The sequence below is a fragment of the Rothia sp. HMSC065D02 genome (assembly GCF_001815285.1).
Classification (GTDB): Bacteria; Actinomycetota; Actinomycetes; order Actinomycetales; family Micrococcaceae; genus Rothia; species Rothia dentocariosa.
This window is the reverse complement of the sequence record NZ_KV820089.1, coordinates 158298-179162: the sequence shown is the minus strand read 5'-3', so window position 1 is coordinate 179162 and position 20865 is coordinate 158298. Positions and strand designations below refer to the sequence as shown.

The following is a 20865-nucleotide window of genomic DNA, read 5'->3' as shown; positions in this document are numbered from 1 at the left end:
GAACACGCTTCCGATCCATATTTCCGCTCCCATGGTATTTCCCAGCGGTTCTGCCGACATATCTATTCTGGATGAAGCCGCCGGGAATAAACGGAGCTTCTTTCCCCTTATGTTTCGTGGCGTTAAAACGCTGACACACGATCTTCGCATCGCTCTCGAAGGGGCGAGCGCCGCCGTATACTGTGCATATACCCCGGGAGGATTACATGAGTACTGCCGCCGCGCATCCCGTACCTTTGGGTACGCCCACCACCACAAAACCGTTCCCTATTCCGACGAGCTATTTTTCGGTAGCGCTGGGAACGAGTGCGCTGGGGCTGTCGTGGCGGTACGGTGCCACCGCAAATTTGGTACCGTCCTGGGTAGGAGAGAGTATACTGGCGCTCGCCTCGGCAACCTGGCTGGCGCTGATCGCGGCGTTTGCCGTCAAACTTATAACCCGTCGCGATGCGCTCCAGAGCGAACTTCGAGACCTCGTGATGTGCTGCTTCTTGGCGCTGGTTCCGGTCACCACCATTGAGGTTGGGATATCCGCGTACCCCTATGCGGCACCGCTCGGGTATGCATTGATTCTTATCGGTGTGCTGGGGCAGCTGGCATTTTCGATGTACCGCACCGCCGGACTCTGGCGTGGAACGCACACGGTTGCGGCTACAACCCCGGTCATCTACCTACCAACGGTTGCCGCGAACTTTGCCTCCGCGTCCGGGTTAGGGGCGTTGGGGCACCACGACTGGGCGATGCTGTTCTTCGGTATGGGTCTTCTCTCGTGGTTTAGCGTGGAGGCTGCAATCCTGGGCCGCCTGCGCACCGAACCTGCATTGGATCCTGCAGTACGCGGCATTATAGGGGTTCAGCTTGCCCCTCCGTTTGTGGGCGGTAATGCCTATCTGGCAGCTAATGGCGGGCACGTGGACTGGGTTTTCCTAGTGCTCACGGGTTACGGGGTGCTTCAGCTGCTGTTCCTGCTTCGCTTAGTGCCGTGGGTTCTCAAGGCCGGGTACACCATGAGTCTGTGGGGATTCTCCTTCGGATTGGGCGCTATGGCGGGCACCGGAATGCACCTGGTCGCGGTTTCTCAGCTCGTGCAGCTTGGCTGGGCGCTGTGGATTCTTGGCACCGCACTGATCGCGGTGCTTTGGCTCGGGATGCTGATGCTGGCAATACGCGGCAGGCTTTTAGCGCGGTAGCTTCATCGAACACGGATCCTCAGGAACGTGCGGGCTGTAGCGCTGCTTTTCGGGTAGAACGCCGGAGGTCATAATAGAAGCATGACAACTCAAGGTTCAACACCTCAGCCTTCCTCAACGACGACTCACGGGGGGCTTCAGATTCGTGGTGTCGCGAAGAGTTTTGGGGCGGATACTCATGTTCTGCGTGAGATCGACCTTGAGGTGGAGCCGGGCGAGATGGTGTCGCTGGTGGGTGCATCCGGAACCGGTAAATCTACGCTTTTGCGCATTATTGCCGGGCTTGAGGAAGCCAATGCCGGACGCATTACCTATGCGGGTCAGCCGTTGAGCGCTGGGCAGGTAGGGTTCGTTTTTCAGCATCCGATTCTGTACCCGCATCTGTCGGTTCGTAAGAATATTCTTTTTCCAACTACCCTGCGCGGCTACCGCCAAAAGGTCGATAAAAATTACTATACGGATCTTATGGATGCGCTCCAGATTGGCGAGCTTCAGCACCGCAACCCCCAGGAACTCTCAGGCGGGCAGGCGCAGCGTGTGGGTATTGCGCGCGCCCTCATCCGCAAAGCACCTGTGGTTCTTTTCGATGAGCCGCTGGCGAGTGTTGATGAGGAACTGAGCGCAAGTATTCGGGCGGATATTGCGCGTCTGCACGCCGAATACAGGTTCACGGGGCTGTACGTGACGCATGATCAGAATGAGGCGCTGCAGCTTGGGCAGCGCGTGGCGGTCATGGATGCCGGGTACCTGGTGCAGGTCGATACCCCCGAGCATTTGCTGGCAAATCCGCATACGCTGCAGGCGGCGCGGCTGACAGCATCGCCAGCCCTGAACGAACTGACTCTCACGGAAGGGCAGCATCTTCCGGAAGGGGCTTCGCTCTATGTGCGTGCAACCTCGCTGCGGCGTGTAGAGGGCATTGTTGAGAACCCCTTGGAGAATACGATACCGGTGCAGATTCAGGGCGTACTCCCGCAGGTGGGCGGCACACTCTACCGTGCTGTAACACTGGCAGAGGTGACTTTATATGCCGCGTCGCATGACGGTTCGGCGCGAGTTCCTCTGCAGGTTCCCGGTGGGCAGCCCCTCGAATTTTTTGAGCCGGATGCGCTCGCCCTGCCCGTCCTTACATCGGGAGGGCAGGTACAGGTTCAGGTTCCTCCGCATCATTGTTTTATCTTTGCCGACGGCATGCGGCACTATCTATGAGACACTAGGAAATTGTTAGACTTGTATATAGTTTGAGGATTCTAGAAGATGATCTCCGATGCCACGTTGCCCCACCGAGTAACAATGCGGTATCTGATTCGCATGGCGAATACGGGGGAACGTCCAGTGCTTTGCAGATGCGATGATGAGCAGGAATACTGGTGCAAAAGTTTTGAGCTAAGTATCAACGAGGATACGGTGGTGAATGAAATCGTTTCTGCCGAAGTTGGTCGAGCTATTGGTGCTCCCGTGTGTGAGTGGGCAATAGTCAATCCTGAAGAATTTGCGGGGACATCATTTGAGGGTAAGGAAATATCGGATGCACCGCTTTTTGGATCGCGTGTGGTTCAGACTGCACAAGAGAAGGATACTCTGGATCATTTGAACCGTGACGGTAACCAAGAACGTATTCCTAGGCTGGTTGCTCTCTGGTATCTTTGCAATGCCGTGGATATACAGGTGTTGTATAAGCAGGAGAATGATTTCCAGATATTTTCTTTTGACCACGGCTACTGGTTCGATTCACAGGAGCCGCCAGGACGTCAACTTATCAGTTTTCATCAGTTAGCTGGAAGGACCGAAATACCTGCAATCCCGGGGCATATCAAAAAAGATAACTGGCAGGCAGCCATCAACGCGGTGGACGCGTTAGAATATTCAGACCTACATCATATTATTGACATGATTCCGTCTGAATGGAATCAGTCAAAGCAAGGTATGGACGAAATACTTCGCTATGTGCTGGGGCGAAAAGGCTACACGATAGAACGTCTCACGCACCACATGAATCAGACGAGCCACTGAGAGGAGGAGAGAAAGACTGATGCTGTATCGCTACTGGACTGTTCGGTATGTTCCCGACGCCGTGCGCCCCGATACGGTCGGTGTCGGTGTGATCGTCGCCGATGAACAGAACACTGATTCTGCAAGCAGGTTCGTGACCAAGGTTTCCGATATTCCGAATATCGGCGGACCACGCAAAGAATTTCTGGCCTCTCTCAACGGTTTGAAGGAAGATCTGAAGTTAAGATCAGCGACTCAGTCGGATTTGGACCCCACTTCGACCGTGAGCGGGTTCGTGGAACGCGCTCGCAGGCAGGGGCACGGTATTCTTCAGATTGACCCGGCTCGTCCAGCTGCTGGTATTTCTGCACAAGCTATTGCAGATGACCTATATCGGCGGATAATTGATCGTTCACATGAGGCTCGTGCGCAAAACCTTACTCGTGTGCGCGGTATCGTTCGTGAAGAATATGAAAATTCAGTTATTATCGACCAATATCTTCAGAAGAAGCCAAAAATAGATATTCTTGGGGATTCTGCAACTGTTGACTTGGCGGTACTAGGAGAAAACTACACTGAACTCAGCAGCGCTTTCTCATTCTTGGCTGCCCCCAGCGCAGAGTTCCGCAACCGCCTCAAAGCTTTTATTGCTGATATGAATGAGGTCCGTGAAGGTAACGTGTCGGTTTTGCAGGGAGCTGATAAGAAGATGCTTCACCTTTCTGAAGATACCCCTGTGATTGGGTATTTTGAAGAGCCTCAGGGAAAGGAACAGGGCAGACTCTTTGAGTCGATGCTCAAACGCTGGGACCAAATAGGGGTTAAACCTCTATCCGTGGACCAAGCACACGAACACGTCCTAGATGTAGAGCGTAAACTCCAAAAGGTATAAGCCTCTCCTGTGCCTACGTGGCTCTCACATAGATAGTCAGGTGATTCTTACAGAGGCGGCAACGGGCTGCACCCGGGCAATAGGGTTTAACTTGCTTTTGCCGATTTAACCTGTCATGATGATTAGGCCAAAGACCGCCGGTCTAGAGCTATGTGCTGTGCAAATTTCGGTATCTTGCCGTAAGAGAACACAGCCTAATCTCTGATAAGAGCAGATTTCCTATCGGGAAATCGCCGCCCGCGCAGGTGCCCGATGTGACAGTTTCATCCTACGTGGATGCATTTTCATGCTGTCTGCCTCGTACGCCTGTGCGTCGGGGCATTTTTTATTGCCTCAAACACTGCACTTATTCGGCGACCTTACAAGAATCGGAAGAAGGAACTACCATGGCGACTCAGGAAAAGATCGCTGCAGTATCCGAGCTGAAGGAACTCTTCGAAGCCTCGAACGCAGTCATCCTGACCGAATACCGCGGTCTCACGGTGGCACAGCTCAAGGAGCTGCGCCGCGCACTTGGTGCTGAGACCGAATACGCCGTGGTGAAGAACACGCTTGCTGCTATTGCAGCAAAGGAAGTTGGCATCAACTCGTTTGAGGGTCAGCTTCAGGGTCCTTCCGCGCTGGCATTCATCAAGGGTGACCTCGTTGATGCCGCTAAGGGACTGCGTGACTTTGCCAAGGCAAACCCCCAGCTTATCGTGAAGACCGGTTACTACGAGGGTGAAACCCTGACCGAGGACGATGTGAAGCGCTACGCTGACCTCGAATCTCGCGAGGTTCTGCTGTCCAAGGTTGCCGGTGGCGCAAAGGCTGCTATTGCCCGCGTTGCCCAGGCTGTGGACGCACTGCGCGTCAAGCTGGAAGAGCAGGAAGGCGCAGCCCCCGCTGCAGCCGAGGAGGCTTCGGAGGAAGCATAAGCTCCCCGCACCTCACCGCGTGAAAACGCACCAAAACTTCAACCCGCCCGCCCGGGCAGGGTACTAATAAACCAGACCGCGGGCAAGACCCGCACCTGATAGTGAAGGAGCCACACATGGCTAAGCTGTCCATCGAAGAACTCATTGCAGCTTTCAAGGAACTGTCCCTCGTAGAGGTTTCTGAGTTCGTTAAGGCATTTGAGGAAGAGTTCGACGTTACCGCTGCAGCTCCCGTTGCAGTTGTAGCAGGCGGCGCTGGCGGCGGCGACGCTGCTGAAGAGAAGTCCGAATTCGACGTTATCCTCGAATCCGCTGGCGACAAGAAGATCGCCGTGATTAAGGAAGTTCGTGCCCTGACCTCCCTCGGCCTGAAGGAAGCAAAGGACCTCGTTGACGGCGCACCCAAGCCCATCCTCGAAGGTGCTTCCAAGGAAGACGCTGAGAAGGCTAAGGAACAGCTTGAGGGCGCAGGCGCAACCGTTACCCTCAAGTAATCGATTTCTTCTCGATTCTTATTACGCTGGGCGGCGCATCCACCACGGATGCGCCGCCCAGCGGCTTTTAATCCTTAAACACGAAACGTGTTGTTCTTACAATACGCAGGAAGGAATCTAACCCCGGAGAAACCTTTAAGCTGTACGCCAGCTGTGGCGATGCTGAGTCTGCCTGTACATCAGACGATAAAAGGCACATGACCCTAGGGAGGGCGCTCATGGGCTGGTATGATAACGCTTGAACCCCCACTCAGAGGTATATTGCCAACAGTCGGGGGAGCAGAGCACAGATATCTGAGAGTTGGAAAGATCGAGACCATGAGCCCGAAGAAAACCAAGACCTCAAAGAAGGCATCGAAAGCACGCCCCGAACGAGACCTAGCCCTTGAGGCACAAGACGTTCTGGATACCTTCGGCGCTGCTGTTCGATCTGACCGCGACTATCCGGCGCTGCATTTAGCGCCTCCGGTAGGAAGACTGAATGACCCCAACGGACTGGTCTATGACGGGCACAACTACCACGCCTTCTACCAGTACTCGCCGCTTCACCCCGAACGCAAAGTGTACTGGCGCCACGCCGTGAGTACCAACCTCGTAGACTGGAAAGACGTGGGGACCGCGCTGGTTCCGAATACCCGCTACGACTCCCACGGATGCTACTCGGGTTCGGGTATTCGCGTGAAGGGCGGTTTCGAGTTCTTCTACACGGGCAACGTCAAAGACTCCAAGAATAAGCGTGAATCCTACCAGATTCTTGCCACCGCGGGTAAAGATGCGAGCCCCGTTCGCCAGCTTCCGCCGCTTATTTCTGGTCCTCACGATGGTTACACGGCTCATTATCGTGACCCTCACGTATTTGAGCGTGACGGAAAATGGTGGATGGTCATCGGCGCGCAGCGCAAAGATAAGACCGGTGCCGTGGTTGTGTACACCTCGAAAGATCGCCGCGACTGGAAATTCAAGGGCGAGCTGGGTATCAAGGCTAAAGAGCTTGAGAAATGCTACATGTTCGAGTGTCCTTCTCTGCTGCAGCTGCGTGACGAAGTCACCGGCGAGATACGGGATGTGCTCATCTTCAGCCCGCAGGGTTTAAAACCGATGGGAGAGAAGTACCTCAACATCTACCAGAGCGGTTATATTGTGGGTGAGTTCAACCCGAAAACCCTCAAGTTCAAGGTAGAAACCCCCTTTACCGAGCTGGATGCGGGCTTCGAATTCTACGCCCCGCAGACTATCTCGGGCACCGGAATCTCAGCGGCTAAGGATGCGCCCCACGAGGAGACCGTGATGATCGCCTGGTTCGGCAATGCTGAGCAGGACGACCAGCCGTCCTGGTCGAAACGCTGGGTGCATATGATGACCTTCCCCCGCGAACTGCACTTGCGCGATGGTAAGCTCTATCAGCATCCTGTGCCTCAGCTTGACGACGCCATGCCGCTTCAGCCAATCGAGCCAGACGAGAAAGGTAAGCTCAAAGAGCTTAAGGATGCGCGCGTCTTCCGCCTGCGTGGCCGCGTGAACGTTGCCGATGAACGCGTGAAAATCAAGATTAAGGATACGCACGGCGTGGCGCTGAGTATCGTACTGGATCAGGATTTCGTGCAGATGGATCGCGGCGGAACCCGCTACACCGAGGGAGGCAGCCTGCGCCGCCGTACCCTCAAACGTGCTAAGACCCGCCAGTTCGAGCTGCTCGTCGATGGCTCGGCTGCCGAACTCTTCGTGGGCGGTAAGCTTGCGGCTTCGCTGGGTGCAGAGGTATTTAGTGCCCGCACCTTCTTCAAAGGTGAGAAACGCCGTGTTCGTCTGACCGGCGGGAAGGTTCTTTCGCTTGAGTATGCCCGAAAAAACTAGCCCCATTAGGGAGTTTCATAAGTAGAAAAAATATATTGTGCAGGAGCCTGGGATTTCATGGTCCCAGGCTCCTATCTTCGGGTATGCTGCATGCTAACATGTCAAGCGATTGACATATCACGAAACGGTGATTTTTCACCGCCTTTAACACAGACAGCACCTCGGGGTGCCAATCCAAAGGAGAGTAGCGTGGACCACAAATCAGTGGCAGAGCGCGTGCTGCAGGATGTCGGAGGCGTGGACAACATCCGCGCGGCGGCTGCGGCGGCTCCTTTTGGGCTGCTAGCACTTTACTCCTGCGATCATCCTCAAAGCAAAGGTAGCAAAAACATGTGAATTGGATTTGGAACATCCAAAACAAGGAGGGTTAATGTATTAGGAAGTAACTTCCTAATACATTAACCCTCCTTTATTATCCGTATTCTAACTCTTACATGTGTCCAGAACCATCTCCTGCGAACACATACTCACACCTAAAATTAGTGGTGAAGCCAACATTGTCTACTTGGTTAGTCACGACATGCTGATCAAAGGTGATATTGTACACACCTAATCGATTAATGTTTCCGTATTTTTCTTCGCATGCTTTACGGCCAGGACCTATAATCTGTTGCCAATCTGGTCCTTCAAGAAGCTCCCGACCGCTATAGATTTCAGTAATGTCGGAGTAAATGCGCCATGGTGGAGTGTAAGTTACTGCATTAGCAGACGGTATGCCCCCTAAAATAGAGGCTACTGACAATCCAGCGATTAAAGTAAAACTCTTGAGATTTACGCGAGCCATGGTACCTCCTAAGGTGGAATATCCTTACCTAAAACCCAAGCTATATAAGATAAGTTCTTCGCGCAATATTTTTGATAGTATTACAAGATATTAATTGTGCTTGAAAAGTAAAATATTTAATTTACCTATGTATTTTGTCTATTTATAAATGACCAGAAATACCTTGTGGCGCCCGCCGACGGTAAGATTACTGTGGCATTTCCCACCGGTCACGCCTACGGCATGCGCACCGAAGACGGGCTGGATCTGCTCATGCACATCGGTATGGATACTGTCGAGCTGGACGGCAAGCACTTTACCCCCAAGGTTGCCAAGGGTGATACCGTCAAACGTGGCGATATTCTGGCCGAGTTCGATATTCCCGCCATCAAGGATGCCGGGTATGTGCTGGTGACCCCGCTGGTCATCACCAACGCGAAGAAGCTCACCACCGCCGTACGTGATGCGCAGACTTCGGGTGCCTCGGTTGCTGCCGGTGACAACCTGCTTCAGGTTGGCCTCAAAGAGAAAACTTCGGCATAGATTTCACTGAGCGAGACATAAATTTACGCTCAGAGGTGCATAAAGTGCGTGGCACCCCATCACGAAAATCTCTGATGGGGTGCCACGTTTTTCGTTGTGGTGACAATGGTTTCGCAGAATTCCGCGTTACATTGAACGGGGTGTGACGCTGTAGGGAAATGTGTCGTACCTCCTTGTTCGCTTCTGGTGAGTTAGATAACGTTATATATGTCAGTGTTTTCTGCATAAAAATGCAGAGATTGAGAGGGGATGAGAACCCACCCCAGCCGATAGCTAGTACCCAACCACATGAAAGGTGATCATCATGAATACCACCCCGTACACCGTCCGCCAAGCTCGTCCAGAAGAAGTATCGCAGGTTCTTGATACGCTCACCGAGGCGTTCCTGAACGACCCCTATATGTACAAGGTCTTGGGCGAAAAACCGCAGGAAGATAAACTGCGCGCACGTTTTGAAGTCCAGCTCGAAGGCACCTATATGCCTCGCGGATGTGTAGACGTCGCCGTTGATCTCGACGGAAAGATTCTGGGTACTGCCCTGTGGCTTTCTCCCGAAAATCAGCAGACCGATGTCAAACAAGAGCTTCGAGATAACGCGAAGTTCATGAGGATCTTGGGACCGCGTACTATGCGGCATGTGATGGCTGAGAATCGTGAACTGCACAAGTACCGTCCGAAGTTTAAGCACTGGTATCTGCACACGATTGCGGTGCGGAAGGCCGCTCAGGGTCTTGGGGTTGGAACGGAGCTTCTGCGTCACGCGATTGACCGCTTTGACGGTACCGCCGCATATTTGGAGGCGTCCACCCCGCGTAGTGCCGCTCTGTACGAGCGTCTTGGTTTCATTCCTATGGGCACCTTCGCCTCGGGAGACCCCTATATGGGCATGCTGTACCCCATGAATCTTGAAACCGCTCAGGATGATGAGCACAGCGTATCTGTCCGTGAAGAAGACTCTCATCACGATGAGGGACATTTCATGATGCGGGAGCTCGTCGGCTCCTCCTCATAGAACGTACCCAATTCATCGCCGCGTGTCTTGAGCACTCGCAATTCTAACGTTGCGAGGGTTCAAGACACGTATTTTTATCTGAAATATTTGAGAGGAAATACCTTAAAGCTTGAGCGGTCGTTTGGGCATATTAGACACGTGATACGGCGTATGCACAACGCTCAATCTCGTGCAGACCGCACCGTGCCGCCCAACCGCAGGGTTACCGGCAGAATATCCTCACCGCCCCTAGCGTCTGCGGGTTCTGCATCTTCCTCGGTCTCGGCTGCGATCGCCTCCATTAAACGCCGAACGGCACGCTCGGCAAGAGCATCAATCGGCTGCACCACGCTCGCAAGTTCGGGCAGAAGTGTGCGAACCGTATCCGTACCGTCAAAACCTATAACCTGGAAATCTTCGGGCACCTGCACCCGGCGGCTCTGAGTCCAAGCCAAGGCGAGCGACGCATAGGTATCATTCGATGCGAAAACCGCCTCAACGGGTTGGGCGCCGTGATGCGCATCAAGATATTCGTACAGCATGTTGCGCTGATGTTCCGCTGACTCGTGAAATCCAAGCTCCAGAAAATCCGGTGATAGCCCAGCAGCGGTAAGCGCATCCGCATAACCTCTCTGCCGTAAATTCTGTTCACTTAGGGTCGAGGTAATGTGCAGTATACGCCGCGCCCCAGTGCCGATCAGATGCTCGGTCGCTTGCCGTGCGCCCGCATAATTATCGGAACGAATATTGGGGTAAGGACCGGTTTCGGGGCGATCGATAGCCACCAGCGGCGCCTGTACCTGAGGAAGCTGCGCGACGGCCTGCGAATGAGAGCCGGTAATAATTCCGTCCACCTGATGGGCAAAAAGCATATCTAAATAACGGTGCTCAAGCTCTGGCTGCTCATCGCTATTGCACAGAATCACCCGGTAACCCGCGTTCGCCAAACGCGACTCCAAACGGTACACCATTTCCCCATAAAAAGGATGCGCCACGGTCGGAAAAATAAGCCCGATAATATGCGAACGCCGTTCCTGAAGCGAACGGGCAATGGCATTAGGGCGATAACCTAGCTCGCGGATAGCCGCAAAAACCTTCTCACGAGTCTTCTGGCTCAAATAGCCGCGGTTATTCAACACTCGCGAGACCGTCGTGGGCGAAACCCCAGCACGGGCGGCAACATCGCCGAGTTTGGGCTGTGCCATAGCGCGTCCTTTCGCGTGTCAGATAATCTCCCAACACTATACAGCCTCTCGGATGCACCGAGAACCCTGTGCGAGCACGTGTTTACAGTACGGAATATCTTCCCTCATGCGGCAAGTTTTTTTACTGAGCGGGGATCGAGGTACTTAGGTAACGCGGTCTGTATAGCAGAACGATGTGCGGGCTAGAAAACAGGCACAAGAATCGCATGCGTGCCCGTCCGCTGGCCGGTCGCATCCACGAGAGCGAAGTGGGTCGCCTGAGCCAGCCCTGAAAGCATATGAGAGGCTAGAGCGTCCAGAGGATACGCCTTACCCTCAGAAACCCGCACCGGCATGAGACGATGCTGAGAACGCTTGCGCAGAGGCGGAATATCTGTAGCGAGTTCGGCCCGATCAAGCGCCGGAATCGGCAGACCGCGCAGCCCCGCCAGGATCACGGGAAGATACGAATATAACGCCGTATACGCCGCTAACGGGTTACCGGGAAGACCCAGCACCAAACGCTCCTGTCCCGCATTCATGCCCTCTTTGGGTGCGGGAATCTTTGCCGCCAACGCCGGATGCCCCGGTCGCACCCGCACGGACTCGAAAATATACTCGGCACCAATATCGGTAAGCGTCTGCCGCACCATGTCTACCCCGGACGTGCTCGACCCGCCCGTAAAAATCAGGATGCGCGCGGTCGAAGTCGTCACAAAGGTGTGGAATTCTTCGGCAATATCCGCAAGCCGTGCGGAAGGACGCACCTCGCACCCGGCGGCGGCGAGAGAGACTTCCAGAAAACCGCCGAACGCATCCCGAACCTGACCAGGAGAGGGCATACCAAAGGTAATAACCTCGTTCCCCGTGAAAGCGCACCGCACCGGAACGTTCTTAAGCACGGGAAGCTCGTCAAAACCGTTGACTCCCAAGAATGCCGCGCGCTGCGCCGTAATAAGATCGCCGCGAGAGCTTAGAATCGCGCCGGGAGAAAGCTCCGCGCCCGCATAGCGGATATCCGTTCCGGGTTCCGGGGCCGTGTAACCCTCCGCCATGTCAAGATAGTGAATTCCTGAACCGAGCGCACCGGCACCCTCGTACCGGTACGAATGCTCCTCACGCACAATCGCCTCGGTTCCCTCGGGCAGAAGCCCGCCCGTGAGAATCGGGGTTGCCTCCCCAGCGGCAATGGGCACCGCCAGACGGTGAACGTTTGTGCGCGCATCCTCGGGGTAATCCGGCGATACGAGACGCCAGGGCGGTGCACCGGCGATAGCATACCCGTCCATCGCCGAAGAACTATAGTGCGGCACAGGCATACGCGCCGTCAGGTCTTCCGCCACATACCTGCCGATGGTCGCCTGCAGGGGGAGAGCCTCGGTGCTCAGCGTTGGGGTGAGCGCGCTCGCGGCGGTGTGAAGCAGTTCGCGTGCTTCATGCCAGGAAACGGCGGGTGGATGGTGGTGAGACATGGAATCCTCTGCTGAAGTTGATGGGTTATTAGTAGTCGAGCCAGCGTGGAGTGCTGTAGCCGAGTTCGTGTGCCTGTTCCCAGGTATCGACGTCGGCAGTATGCGCGGGATCGAGCTCGACGGCGACCGGGGCAAGACGCTTCACAAAAGAGCGCACGGAGGCGTTTGTGCTGCCCTCTGCAAAGACTTCGCGTAGGGGTGCGAACCGGTAGATGCCAACGAGCGGTTGGAAGACTCCCTCCGCTACGCCCCAGTACCCCAGAGTTTCGGTCGGTGCGTCTACTGTGTGCGCGAGAAGTTTCTGCACTGCGGGCGCTATCTGCGGGGTATCTACCCCCAAAATAAGGCACCACGCGGGAGGGGCCTTCTCGCGCGCCGCATAGGCTGCCGCAAGTTTTTCGAGTCCGGCATGAAGCGCCGCCGCAGGACCGGAATAGGGAGGGTCTTCGCGCGTATGCAGTGCATCCGACGGCACCGGCAAGGTTTCGGGGCCTACGACTACGCGCAGCTGTGCCTGCCCGGCGGCATCAAGCGCGCGTTCCAAAAGGGTCTGGGAACCATTGGAAAGCCCGGCCTTCGGGGTGTGATTGAGGCGCGAAGATTTACCGCCCGCCACAATAATGGCGCAGAACGCGGGAATCTGGGCGGTGCGGGTCACCGGATGTTGGGTTCGTGTACCGTTATCCGGCGCACGTAATGGGTCATGCGGTGTGTGCACAGAGGTGAGACCTTCCGGGATGATGGCAGCAAGTGTAGCGTGGTGCGCATCCTGGTGGAAAACATGAAGCAACCGCCAAAAGCGAACGACAGCCCATAAGTCTGAGTTTACCCGCCAGCAAAGGGCGGCAGAACGTCTACGCGCACATTTTCGGTGAGCACAGTATCGAGTTCGGAACGGGTACCGTCGATCAGGAACGAACACTGGTGCATAACCTGCGCGAGCGTCATGCCGGAGGCAGTTTTCCCGGTAAACGCCTCACCCAATTTTTCGACGAGCGCACGCAGGGTCGGCTCGACCAAATCTGTAAGGCTCACCTGTGTCTCGGCAACGCCAGATGCGGCACGTGCGGCAGCGAAGAAATGTATCTGCACGTTTTAACCTCCGATAGCGCTCATTGAGCGGCTTGCTTGAGCGAACTCTTCAATATCGAAATCAGCGTCTTCTTTGCCGTGAGCGCGCGGTTTGAACCACATACCTTCGCGCCACCTCAAGGCAATCTCGCGGTCGCTGGCCCCCGAACGCAGCAGGTCGAGCAGGTCGGTTTCGGAATCCGAGAAGAGGCAGGAACGGATTTTGCCGTCGGCGGTCAGGCGGGTGCGGGTGCACGCTCCGCAGAATGATTCGGTGACTGAGGCGATAATACCCACACGCCCGAGCGAAGCGGTATCTTCGCGCGGGAACCCGGCGCCGTCGAGGGCGGTACCCAGCGGGTAGACCTCCCAAAGCTGGGCGGGGGAGTCGCCGCGTTTTTCGGCGACTGTGCCCAGAACGAAGTGTTCGGAGAGCATCGTGCGAATCTGTGCCGCCGTAATCGTTCCTTCACGCGTCCATTTGTGATCGGCATCTAGCGGCATCTGCTCGATAAACCGCAGCTGGTAGCCGCCGTCAAGCGCCCATTGCAGAAGTTCGGGGGCCTGAGCGTCGTTGATACCGGGCATGAGCACAGCGTTAATTTTGATGGGTTTTAGACCCGCGTCTGCCGCGCCGTCAATGCCTTTAAGAACTGCCCCCAGGCGATCGCGGCGGGTCAACTCGGCGAAGGTTTCGGGGCAGATGGTGTCGAGTGAAACGTTAATACGGCTCAACCCGGCATCGGCGAGCGCCTGCGCACGTTTTTCAAGCCCTATGCCGTTGGTGGTGATCGCCAGCGGAATCGTGGGGTGTTCGCGGTGAATTCGCCCGATAATATCGACGAGGTCTGCGCGCACCAGGGGCTCCCCGCCGGTAAAACGAATTTCTTCGACTCCAAGTTCACGAATGGCGATGTCGGCAAGGCGTGCAATTTCAGCGGATGTTAGTAGATTATTTTTAGGCAGCCACTCCAGACCTTCGGCGGGCATGCAATAAATGCAACGAAGATTACATTTATCAATCAGCGAAATCCGCAAATCGGTGGCGATGCGCCCCCACCTATCTAAGAGCGGACCGCGGTTTGTAATATATGGGGTCTTGCGTGCGGGTTTATGTAAGGGCTTTTGGGCGTCACCAGAATTTTCGGGCGTAACAAAAGCCGTGTTCGCATCCTGCTCAGAAGCTAAGGTGCGTAACACGGGGCCCGCAATAAGCTGTGTCCGACCTGAACCGGCGGTGTATGCCATGGAATGACCTCAAAGAAAATTCGTATATTAGAGGTGACAATTAGATTATTCCATGTCTGCGGGTATGAGGATAGTGTGCGTACCTTAAGTTACATCGAGCGCAAACGTACGGCACATTATTATCGCGGCGGGAATGCACGTTATTGTGCGTCATCACACCACAGGAAAGAAACATACACTATGAAAACTTCGTTGAAGGTTGCCAGTGCCAGCGCGGCACTTTTTGCCTCTGTCGCCATGACCGGATGCGGCTCCAACTCCTCTAACACCGATGCGTCTGCCTCTGCTTCTTCGGCAGCATCCGGATCCGTGTCTGGCAAGGTTGAGGTCTATGCGGCTGCTTCCTTGCGCAATGCGGGTGTCGAGCTGAAGGAAGCGTTCGAGAAGGAAAACCCCGGCGTTGAGATCACCTACTCCTTCGAAGGTTCCTCCAAGCTGGTGCAGAAGATCGAGCAGGGCGCAAGCCCGGATCTCCTGATTACCGCCGATACCCAGAACATGGATAAGGCGGCTAAACTCGACGAATTCAAGGATGCCAAGCGCGAGGTTATCGCCACCAACAAGCTGGTACTGGTCACCGCCGAGGGTAACCCCGGCAAGATCAATTCGCTGGACGATTTGAAGAACACCGAAGGTGTTGTTGCCGTATGTAAGGTGAACGCGCCCTGCGGTACCCTGGCGGATGAAGAGCTCAAGAAACACCATATTGAGCTTAAGAACGCGACCACCGAAGGCAACGTGAGCGAAGTGACCACCAAGGTCACTACCGGTAACGCGGATGCTGGCTTCATCTATACGACCGACCTTGCCGCCGCTAAGAAAGACGGCAAGAACCTGGGTTCGGTAGACCTGCCGGATGTTCCCAGGAACGAGTACCCCGCAGCACTGACCACTAAGGGTTCTTCCTCCGATGCTGCGAAGAAGTTTAACGAATGGCTCTCTTCGGATGAAGCCCAAAAGATTCTGGCAAAGTACGACTTCGAGTCTCCTCAGACAAACTAGAATCTCTAACGCACAACAGCTGTCACGTAACGGTCGCCTCCTGAAAGAACCTTGCGAGATTCTTGCAGGAGGCGGCTGTGTCGCCGCAGATTCCGAAAGACGTACCCGTGAAAAAACATACTGCTTTCACTGCCGTTCCCCGTTATTTTGCCGTTCCCGCGCTCCTGGGTTTCCTGCTTATTCTGGGTCCGCTCGTGGGTTTGCTGTACAACATCCCCTGGATGCGCCTGCACGACATTATCGACAAAGAAGTTCTCGACGCCGCGCGTCTCTCGCTCACCACTGCCAGTATTTCGACGCTGATTTGCGGGCTTTTAGGCGCCCCCTTAGCGCTGGTGCTCTCTAAAGTGCTCAGCCGCTCGCGCCTGAAAAAATTTGGGGGAGTACTGTACGCGATTATTTATACGCCCGTGATCCTCTCCCCGGTGGTTTCGGGTTTGGGGCTGCTCTTCTTCTGGGGGCGTAAGGGTATGATCGGTGAGCATCTGTACCACGCGGGCATTATGATTCCCTTTACACCCACCGCAGTTATTCTTGCCCAAACTTTCGTGGCTCTGCCTTTCTTCGTGGCGACCGCCGTAACAACCCTGCAGGTTATCCCTGAAGAATACGAACAGATAGCTCGGGTGGAAGGGGCAAAATCCTCCGAAATTACATATAGGGTGCTCCTTCCCTTAGCGGCACCGGGAATTGCTACCGCTTTCCTGCTTTCCTTCGCACGAGCGCTCGGCGAATTCGGTGCCACAGTCACCTTCGCGGGTAATGTGCAGGGCAAAACCGAAACTATTCCGCTCGGTATCGAATTGGCGATCGCTGGTGGAAGCATGAGCTCCGCATTGGGCAATGCTCTCATGCTCATAAGCCTGTACGTGTGCATCTTTGGTCTGCTCGGCCTATTTTCCGTGGTGAAGAAACTGCGTGCCAAAGCCTCTTACAATAGCTAGTAGATAATTCATCACCATTTGGGAGTACAGATGCACAAGCCCCAGTTCGATGGCACCCCCAGCACCGAAGAGTATCGCGCCTATCTGGCGCTTTTACTGCGTGATACTTTTATTGGTCGCGCCGAAAACCTGCCGCTGGCGCGTGCTACCGACCGTATCCTTGCGCAGGATGTGCTGGCCAGGCTTGATGTACCGAGTTTCGATAACTCCCAGATGGATGGTTACGCCCTAACCGCCGAGGGTGCCAGCCGTGAGAACCGCATCTTTACGGTGGGGCGTGAAATTCCGGCGGGACGGCCGCTGCAGCGTTCGCGCGCATCCGACGATTTAACCTACCCGATTATGACCGGTGCCCCCATTCCTAAGGGATATGTTGCGGTGGTGCCGGTTGAGCATTCTGAGCGCATCGAATATCCAGACCTACCCGAATCCTTCGGGCGTCCCAGCGAAAAAATTAGGCTCCCTCAGGCGCCCAAAGGGCAGTTTATACGTCGACGTGGCGAAGACGTGGTAGCTGGGCAAATCATGGCGCGCTCTGGCGAGCGCGTGACCCCCGCACTGCTGGGTACACTCGCCGCACAGGGGTATACCCGCGTGACGGTTGCCTGCGGGCCGCGCGTGCTGGTGTGCACCGGCGGCGACGAGATTCGCCCCACCCTCACCGAAGACGGTGACGATACGGCTACAGAGCTTGCCTATGGCCAGATTTATGATGCTAACGGTCCCATGCTCACCTCAATGTTGGTCGAGGACGGCGCCGTGGTGCGGCGCATCTCGATCGGAGACGATCCGGAGCTTCTGATCGAGCACTTGCGGGAAGAATATGAGACTTTCGCACCGGATATTATTATCACCTCCGGCGGGATCAGCCACGGCAAATACGAGGTTGTGCGTAATGCCATCGCTATGGCACCGTCTTTGGGGCTGCCAATTCCGCTTAGCTGGTTTGGGCATGTGAGCCAGCAGCCCGGCGGGCCACAGGGCGTGAATGTGCTGGATTTCAACGGGCACCGTCTGCCCATGATTTCTTTCCCCGGTAACCCCGTCAGTACCCTTATTTCCTATGTGCTGATGCTTCGCCCCTACCTGCGTGCGGGCGGACCTTACGGCACCCCGCACGAGGTGGCCTCGCGCATGGCGACTCTCGAAAATGCCCCGCGCGGCGTGCTCGTCATTGATAAACCGCTGACGGCACCGGCCAATAAACGCCAATTTTTGCGCGGTAACCTGGCGATGGTTGAATTTGAACCGGGGACCTATCGGGTGGAGCTATACCCCGATGTTTTGCCCGGATCGCATTTGCTGCATCATGCTGCGACCGCCGATGTGCTCATCGAGCTGGCGCCGGGCACCACGTACACTGGGGGAGGAGCGGTGCGGTACCACCGCATCCGGCTTACGGATAACTAAACCCGGCTGAACTCTCACCCCAACACAGATTTAAGGACATATCGTGACTGAGAAGAATCTTCACCTCAATGCGGCACAGCCAGCTCAAGACTTGACTCATGTGCGCTCCGACGGGTCTGCCCATATGGTTGATGTGACTTTGAAAGACGTCACCACACGCACGGCGCTCGCTGAGGGAACCGTGCACACTCGCGCCGATGTGATCGCCAAGATTTTTGATGCCGATTTGCCTAAGGGTGATGCTCTGCCGGTTGCGCGTGTGGCGGGTATTATGGGCGCTAAACGTACTCCGGATATTATTCCACTGTGCCACCCGTTGCCCTTGGGTAAAATTACCCTGGATTTTGAGCGTGGCGAGGACTATGTGCGCATCGTGGCGTCGGTGAAAACCCGGGGTGTTACCGGGGTTGAGATGGAGGCGCTAACCGCTGTTTCAACCGCAGCGCTGACGATTTTCGACATGATTAAGGCGGTCGATAAATACGCCGTGATCAGCAATATTCGGGTACTAGAGAAATCCGGCGGAAAATCCGGCGACTGGGCTGTTTAGCGTTCCGTACTTTGCTGCTTTGCGAAGCCCAGAGGGAAAACCTATGAACAACAGCATGAGAGGGAGCACATCGTGAGTGCAGAAGAAATCCAGCTTCCCGAGAATCTGACCGGGCTTGTTATCGTTGCGTCTACTCGCGCCGCCCGCGGTATCTATGAGGATAAATCGGGGCCTATCGCGGTTGAATGGCTGCGTTCACGCGGGTTCAAGACCCCGGACGCCGTCGTGGTCGAAGACCGGCAGATTATCGACTACTTCAACTCCCTCATTGCCGAGGGGAAGAAGAATAATAACCTGCCCACATTTATTCTCACCAGCGGCGGTACCGGGCTGAACACAGACGATCAGACCGTAGAGGCGGTACGCCCGCATCTGGATAAGGAAATCCCCGGAATCATGCACGCTTTCTGGGCGAACGGTCTGCAGAACGTATCTTCTGCAGTGCTCTCACGTGGGGTTGCGGGCGTGATCGATAAAACCTTCGTGATGACTCTGCCCGGGTCGCGCGGCGGAGTTAAAGATGGAGTGAAAACCCTGGACCCACTCGTTGAGCATATTTGCCGCCAGATGGAGGACTATCATGACCACTAAGCCGCAAGGGCTCGACCACAGCGGGGCGCATGGCGCTGAGCCCACCGGTTCGGTTGTCATTTTCACCGATATTACCGAGGAAGCCTTAGAGCCGCTCGCCAACGCCGCGAAGACTCAGATTATGACAGAGGCCATGGGCGCCCTTGTTGTATTCGACGGCATTGTACGCAACCATGATCACGGCAGTGCGGTGCGCGGGCTTTCTTATAGTGCGCATCCGCAGGCAAAAGAATATATTGCGCGTGTTGTGCAGTCTGTAGCGGATGAGCTGGAGGGGGTTCGTCTGTGGGCAGTTCACCGCGTCGGTCCTATCGCTATAGGAGAGTCCGCGCTGACCGTGCTTGCCGCTGCAGCACATCGTGGGCGGGCCTTCGAGGCCTGCGAGGCGGTGGCTGACCGTGTGAAAGCCCAGGTTCCCATTTGGAAAGAACAGGAGCTGACGGACGGCAGCACCGAATGGGTGGGCATAGACACCTAGAGACTCAACACGTATTCCCGCGAAAGATACCATCAGGATGAGCTTTATCCCAGACCCCGAAACCGCGCCGGATCCCGTAACTCAGCTGAGCGCGGCCGAACGTGCCTTCTATGCACGTCAGCTGATTCTGCCCGAGATCGGCATGGCGGGGCAGCTGAAGCTGAAGGCGGCACGGGTTGCGGTGCTCGGCGCCGGCGGGCTTGGTGCACCCGCCCTGCTCTATCTTGCGGGAGCCGGGGTGGGCGAGATTATCATCATCGACGATGATTCCATTGAGATCTCAAACCTGCACCGGCAGGTCATTCACAGCTACGCACGGGCGGGAAACTCGAAGGCAGAGTCGGCTGCCGAAACGATGCGCGCGCTCAACCCCTTCATCACGGTGACCGTTATCCGCGAACGCCTCACCGACAGTAACGCTTTGACTCTCCTCACTGGCACGGATGCGGTGCTTGACGGCAGCGATAATTTTGAGGCTCGCTATGCGGTTTCGGCTGCGGCACAACAGTTGGGTATCCCGCATATTTGGGCAGCAATTCTAGGGTTTGACGCACAGCTCAGCGTATTCTGGGCAGGTCATGGGCTGGTCTATGAGGACCTCTACCCGCAGGCCCCCGCACCGGGAAGCGTTCCTTCGTGCAGTACCGCCGGGATTATCGGGGCGCTCGCCGGGGTAGTGGGCTCAGCGATGGCAATGGAGGCTATTAAGGTCATCACGGGTTCCGGAAAGCCGCTGCTAGGTGAGGTTGGGCTATACTCCGCGTTAACAGGAAAATGGGAATATATACCTCTCTTAGCTTCGATGCAAGCAAAACCTAAGAAATCGGTAGAAACTCACCCTCAAGAGAGTCAAGACACTAAAAATCACTTAATATTTCGTCATAATTCAGGAAAATTGACGGGTAACCATCACACGCAAAAGTTAGAAGACATAACCCCTGTTCAAGCCCGGCAGCTTTCGCAGCACGAAAAAATGACCCTTATAGATGTTCGTGAAGCTATCGAGTTTTCTTCTTTTGCGATCGATGGGGCAATTAATCTGCCGCTGACAGAAATCTTGGAAGCTGCCCGTGAAGGCCGTCTTGCCGCGAAAATTCGCGAAAAAATTGACCCCGCATCGAAATATCTTGTGGTCTACTGCACGGGATATACACGGGCGTTGGAGGCAGCACGGGATATTGCTGCCGCTACAGATACTCCCGTGCGTGTTTTAGTGGGTGGAATTTCCGGATGGCTTACGGTCTGAATAACCCTATGAATTTCCTGGATTAGAGAATAT

At 55.4% G+C, this 20865-nt stretch carries 23 protein-coding genes; 17 read left to right on the top strand and 6 right to left on the bottom strand.

The features are described from left to right. Positions 1-206 precede the first annotated feature (206 nt). The 8 genes from tehA to HMPREF3016_RS11050 all read left to right on the top strand — a co-directional run bounded on the left by tehA (position 207) and on the right by HMPREF3016_RS11050 (position 7675). Positions 207-1190: a dicarboxylate transporter/tellurite-resistance protein TehA gene (gene tehA / locus HMPREF3016_RS04915; RefSeq protein WP_070740618.1), complete on the top strand. Its 984-nt coding sequence runs from the start codon at positions 207-209 to the stop codon at positions 1188-1190. A gap of 81 nt (positions 1191-1271) precedes the next feature. Beyond that, a complete protein-coding gene (locus HMPREF3016_RS04910) occupies positions 1272-2399 on the top strand; it encodes an ABC transporter ATP-binding protein (RefSeq protein WP_070740614.1) in 1128 nt (375 codons plus the stop codon). 48 nt (positions 2400-2447) lie between these two features. Beyond that, on the top strand, positions 2448-3203 hold the full coding sequence (locus HMPREF3016_RS04905) for a HipA family kinase (protein ID WP_048751135.1): 756 nt from the start codon (positions 2448-2450) through the stop codon (positions 3201-3203). 19 nt (positions 3204-3222) lie between these two features. Continuing rightward, positions 3223-4074, top strand: a complete 852-nt coding sequence (locus HMPREF3016_RS04900) for a hypothetical protein (RefSeq protein WP_048751136.1) — start codon at positions 3223-3225, stop codon at positions 4072-4074. A gap of 386 nt (positions 4075-4460) precedes the next feature. Then, the gene (gene rplJ / locus HMPREF3016_RS04895; RefSeq protein ID WP_004005327.1) at positions 4461-4991 is read left to right on the top strand and encodes a 50S ribosomal protein L10; all 531 of its coding nucleotides are present in this window, start codon (positions 4461-4463) and stop codon (positions 4989-4991) included. 116 nt (positions 4992-5107) lie between these two features. Further along, positions 5108-5485, top strand: coding sequence for a 50S ribosomal protein L7/L12 (rplL, locus tag HMPREF3016_RS04890; protein ID WP_004005325.1), 378 nt, complete (start codon positions 5108-5110; stop codon positions 5483-5485). 318 nt (positions 5486-5803) lie between these two features. Next, positions 5804-7339: a glycoside hydrolase family 32 protein gene (locus HMPREF3016_RS04885; protein ID WP_070740611.1), complete on the top strand. Its 1536-nt coding sequence runs from the start codon at positions 5804-5806 to the stop codon at positions 7337-7339. A 189-nt stretch (positions 7340-7528) separates the two neighbouring features. Beyond that, a complete protein-coding gene (locus tag HMPREF3016_RS11050) occupies positions 7529-7675 on the top strand; it encodes a hypothetical protein (RefSeq protein WP_160311320.1) in 147 nt (48 codons plus the stop codon). A gap of 94 nt (positions 7676-7769) precedes the next feature. Here the strand turns inward: HMPREF3016_RS11050 and HMPREF3016_RS04880 are convergent, their stop codons facing one another. Next, positions 7770-8123, bottom strand: a complete 354-nt coding sequence (locus HMPREF3016_RS04880; protein ID WP_070449073.1) for a hypothetical protein — start codon at positions 8121-8123, stop codon at positions 7770-7772. 144 nt (positions 8124-8267) lie between these two features. Between HMPREF3016_RS04880 and HMPREF3016_RS04875 the strand changes: the two genes are divergently transcribed. Next, entirely contained in the window at positions 8268-8645 is a 378-nt protein-coding gene (locus tag HMPREF3016_RS04875) for a PTS sugar transporter subunit IIA (RefSeq protein ID WP_256370665.1), read from the top strand. 304 nt (positions 8646-8949) lie between these two features. Continuing rightward, positions 8950-9657 (top strand): GNAT family N-acetyltransferase, encoded by a 708-nt coding sequence (locus HMPREF3016_RS04870; RefSeq protein WP_070740608.1) that lies wholly within the window; start codon positions 8950-8952, stop codon positions 9655-9657. 161 nt (positions 9658-9818) lie between these two features. On the opposite strand, the gene HMPREF3016_RS04865 is transcribed toward HMPREF3016_RS04870, so the two are convergent. The 5 genes from HMPREF3016_RS04865 to moaA all read right to left on the bottom strand — a co-directional run bounded on the left by HMPREF3016_RS04865 (position 9819) and on the right by moaA (position 14611). Continuing rightward, a complete protein-coding gene (locus tag HMPREF3016_RS04865; protein WP_070740605.1) occupies positions 9819-10841 on the bottom strand; it encodes a LacI family DNA-binding transcriptional regulator in 1023 nt (340 codons plus the stop codon). A 182-nt stretch (positions 10842-11023) separates the two neighbouring features. Then, positions 11024-12292, bottom strand: coding sequence for a molybdopterin molybdotransferase MoeA (locus HMPREF3016_RS04860; RefSeq protein WP_070740601.1), 1269 nt, complete (start codon positions 12290-12292; stop codon positions 11024-11026). Positions 12293-12320: 28 nt separating this feature from the next. After that, the gene (locus HMPREF3016_RS04855; RefSeq protein ID WP_246828461.1) at positions 12321-13010 is read right to left on the bottom strand and encodes a molybdenum cofactor guanylyltransferase; all 690 of its coding nucleotides are present in this window, start codon (positions 13008-13010) and stop codon (positions 12321-12323) included. Between the two features lie 107 nt (positions 13011-13117). Continuing rightward, complete coding sequence (locus HMPREF3016_RS04850; protein ID WP_048751142.1) at positions 13118-13384, bottom strand: MoaD/ThiS family protein; 267 nt, start codon at positions 13382-13384, stop codon at positions 13118-13120. Positions 13385-13387: 3 nt separating this feature from the next. Further along, positions 13388-14611, bottom strand: coding sequence for a GTP 3',8-cyclase MoaA (moaA, locus tag HMPREF3016_RS04845; RefSeq protein ID WP_070740598.1), 1224 nt, complete (start codon positions 14609-14611; stop codon positions 13388-13390). Between the two features lie 180 nt (positions 14612-14791). Here moaA and modA point away from each other — a divergent pair, with 180 nt between their 5' ends. From modA to HMPREF3016_RS04810, 7 genes are all read left to right on the top strand, one after another. Then, entirely contained in the window at positions 14792-15613 is an 822-nt protein-coding gene (gene modA, locus HMPREF3016_RS04840; RefSeq protein WP_070740595.1) for a molybdate ABC transporter substrate-binding protein, read from the top strand. A 77-nt stretch (positions 15614-15690) separates the two neighbouring features. After that, positions 15691-16557 (top strand): molybdate ABC transporter permease subunit, encoded by an 867-nt coding sequence (locus HMPREF3016_RS04835; protein ID WP_048751145.1) that lies wholly within the window; start codon positions 15691-15693, stop codon positions 16555-16557. 30 nt (positions 16558-16587) lie between these two features. Then, positions 16588-17967, top strand: a complete 1380-nt coding sequence (locus HMPREF3016_RS04830) for a molybdopterin molybdotransferase MoeA (protein ID WP_070740592.1) — start codon at positions 16588-16590, stop codon at positions 17965-17967. A gap of 43 nt (positions 17968-18010) precedes the next feature. Continuing rightward, positions 18011-18517 (top strand): cyclic pyranopterin monophosphate synthase MoaC, encoded by a 507-nt coding sequence (gene moaC / locus HMPREF3016_RS04825; RefSeq protein WP_070740589.1) that lies wholly within the window; start codon positions 18011-18013, stop codon positions 18515-18517. A gap of 72 nt (positions 18518-18589) precedes the next feature. Further along, positions 18590-19108: a MogA/MoaB family molybdenum cofactor biosynthesis protein gene (locus tag HMPREF3016_RS04820; protein WP_048751147.1), complete on the top strand. Its 519-nt coding sequence runs from the start codon at positions 18590-18592 to the stop codon at positions 19106-19108. Further along, positions 19098-19586, top strand: coding sequence for a molybdenum cofactor biosynthesis protein MoaE (locus tag HMPREF3016_RS04815; RefSeq protein ID WP_070740586.1), 489 nt, complete (start codon positions 19098-19100; stop codon positions 19584-19586). The genes HMPREF3016_RS04820 and HMPREF3016_RS04815 overlap by 11 nt, the downstream gene beginning before the upstream one ends. Before the next feature lie 37 nt (positions 19587-19623). Further along, positions 19624-20832 carry a ThiF family adenylyltransferase gene (locus HMPREF3016_RS04810; RefSeq protein WP_070740583.1) on the top strand — a complete coding sequence of 403 codons (1209 nt, stop codon included), beginning with the start codon at positions 19624-19626 and terminating at the stop codon, positions 20830-20832. Positions 20833-20865: the final 33 nt, after the last annotated feature.

Excerpts from the sequence above, each read along its gene's own strand:
- tehA (WP_070740618.1), top strand. The coding sequence starts at position 207 with ATGAGTACTGCCGCCGCGCATCCCGTACCTTTGGGTACGCCCACCACC.
- HMPREF3016_RS04910 (WP_070740614.1), top strand. The coding sequence starts at position 1,272 with ATGACAACTCAAGGTTCAACACCTCAGCCTTCCTCAACGACGACTCAC.
- HMPREF3016_RS04905 (WP_048751135.1), top strand. The coding sequence starts at position 2,448 with ATGATCTCCGATGCCACGTTGCCCCACCGAGTAACAATGCGGTATCTG.
- HMPREF3016_RS04900 (WP_048751136.1), top strand. The coding sequence starts at position 3,223 with ATGCTGTATCGCTACTGGACTGTTCGGTATGTTCCCGACGCCGTGCGC.
- rplJ (WP_004005327.1), top strand. The coding sequence starts at position 4,461 with ATGGCGACTCAGGAAAAGATCGCTGCAGTATCCGAGCTGAAGGAACTC.
- rplL (WP_004005325.1), top strand. The coding sequence starts at position 5,108 with ATGGCTAAGCTGTCCATCGAAGAACTCATTGCAGCTTTCAAGGAACTG.
- HMPREF3016_RS04885 (WP_070740611.1), top strand. The coding sequence starts at position 5,804 with ATGAGCCCGAAGAAAACCAAGACCTCAAAGAAGGCATCGAAAGCACGC.
- HMPREF3016_RS04880 (WP_070449073.1), bottom strand. The coding sequence starts at position 8,123 with ATGGCTCGCGTAAATCTCAAGAGTTTTACTTTAATCGCTGGATTGTCA.
- HMPREF3016_RS04870 (WP_070740608.1), top strand. The coding sequence starts at position 8,950 with ATGAATACCACCCCGTACACCGTCCGCCAAGCTCGTCCAGAAGAAGTA.
- HMPREF3016_RS04865 (WP_070740605.1), bottom strand. The coding sequence starts at position 10,841 with ATGGCACAGCCCAAACTCGGCGATGTTGCCGCCCGTGCTGGGGTTTCG.
- HMPREF3016_RS04860 (WP_070740601.1), bottom strand. The coding sequence starts at position 12,292 with ATGTCTCACCACCATCCACCCGCCGTTTCCTGGCATGAAGCACGCGAA.
- moaA (WP_070740598.1), bottom strand. The coding sequence starts at position 14,611 with ATGGCATACACCGCCGGTTCAGGTCGGACACAGCTTATTGCGGGCCCC.
- modA (WP_070740595.1), top strand. The coding sequence starts at position 14,792 with ATGAAAACTTCGTTGAAGGTTGCCAGTGCCAGCGCGGCACTTTTTGCC.
- HMPREF3016_RS04830 (WP_070740592.1), top strand. The coding sequence starts at position 16,588 with ATGCACAAGCCCCAGTTCGATGGCACCCCCAGCACCGAAGAGTATCGC.
- HMPREF3016_RS04815 (WP_070740586.1), top strand. The coding sequence starts at position 19,098 with ATGACCACTAAGCCGCAAGGGCTCGACCACAGCGGGGCGCATGGCGCT.
- HMPREF3016_RS04810 (WP_070740583.1), top strand. The coding sequence starts at position 19,624 with ATGAGCTTTATCCCAGACCCCGAAACCGCGCCGGATCCCGTAACTCAG.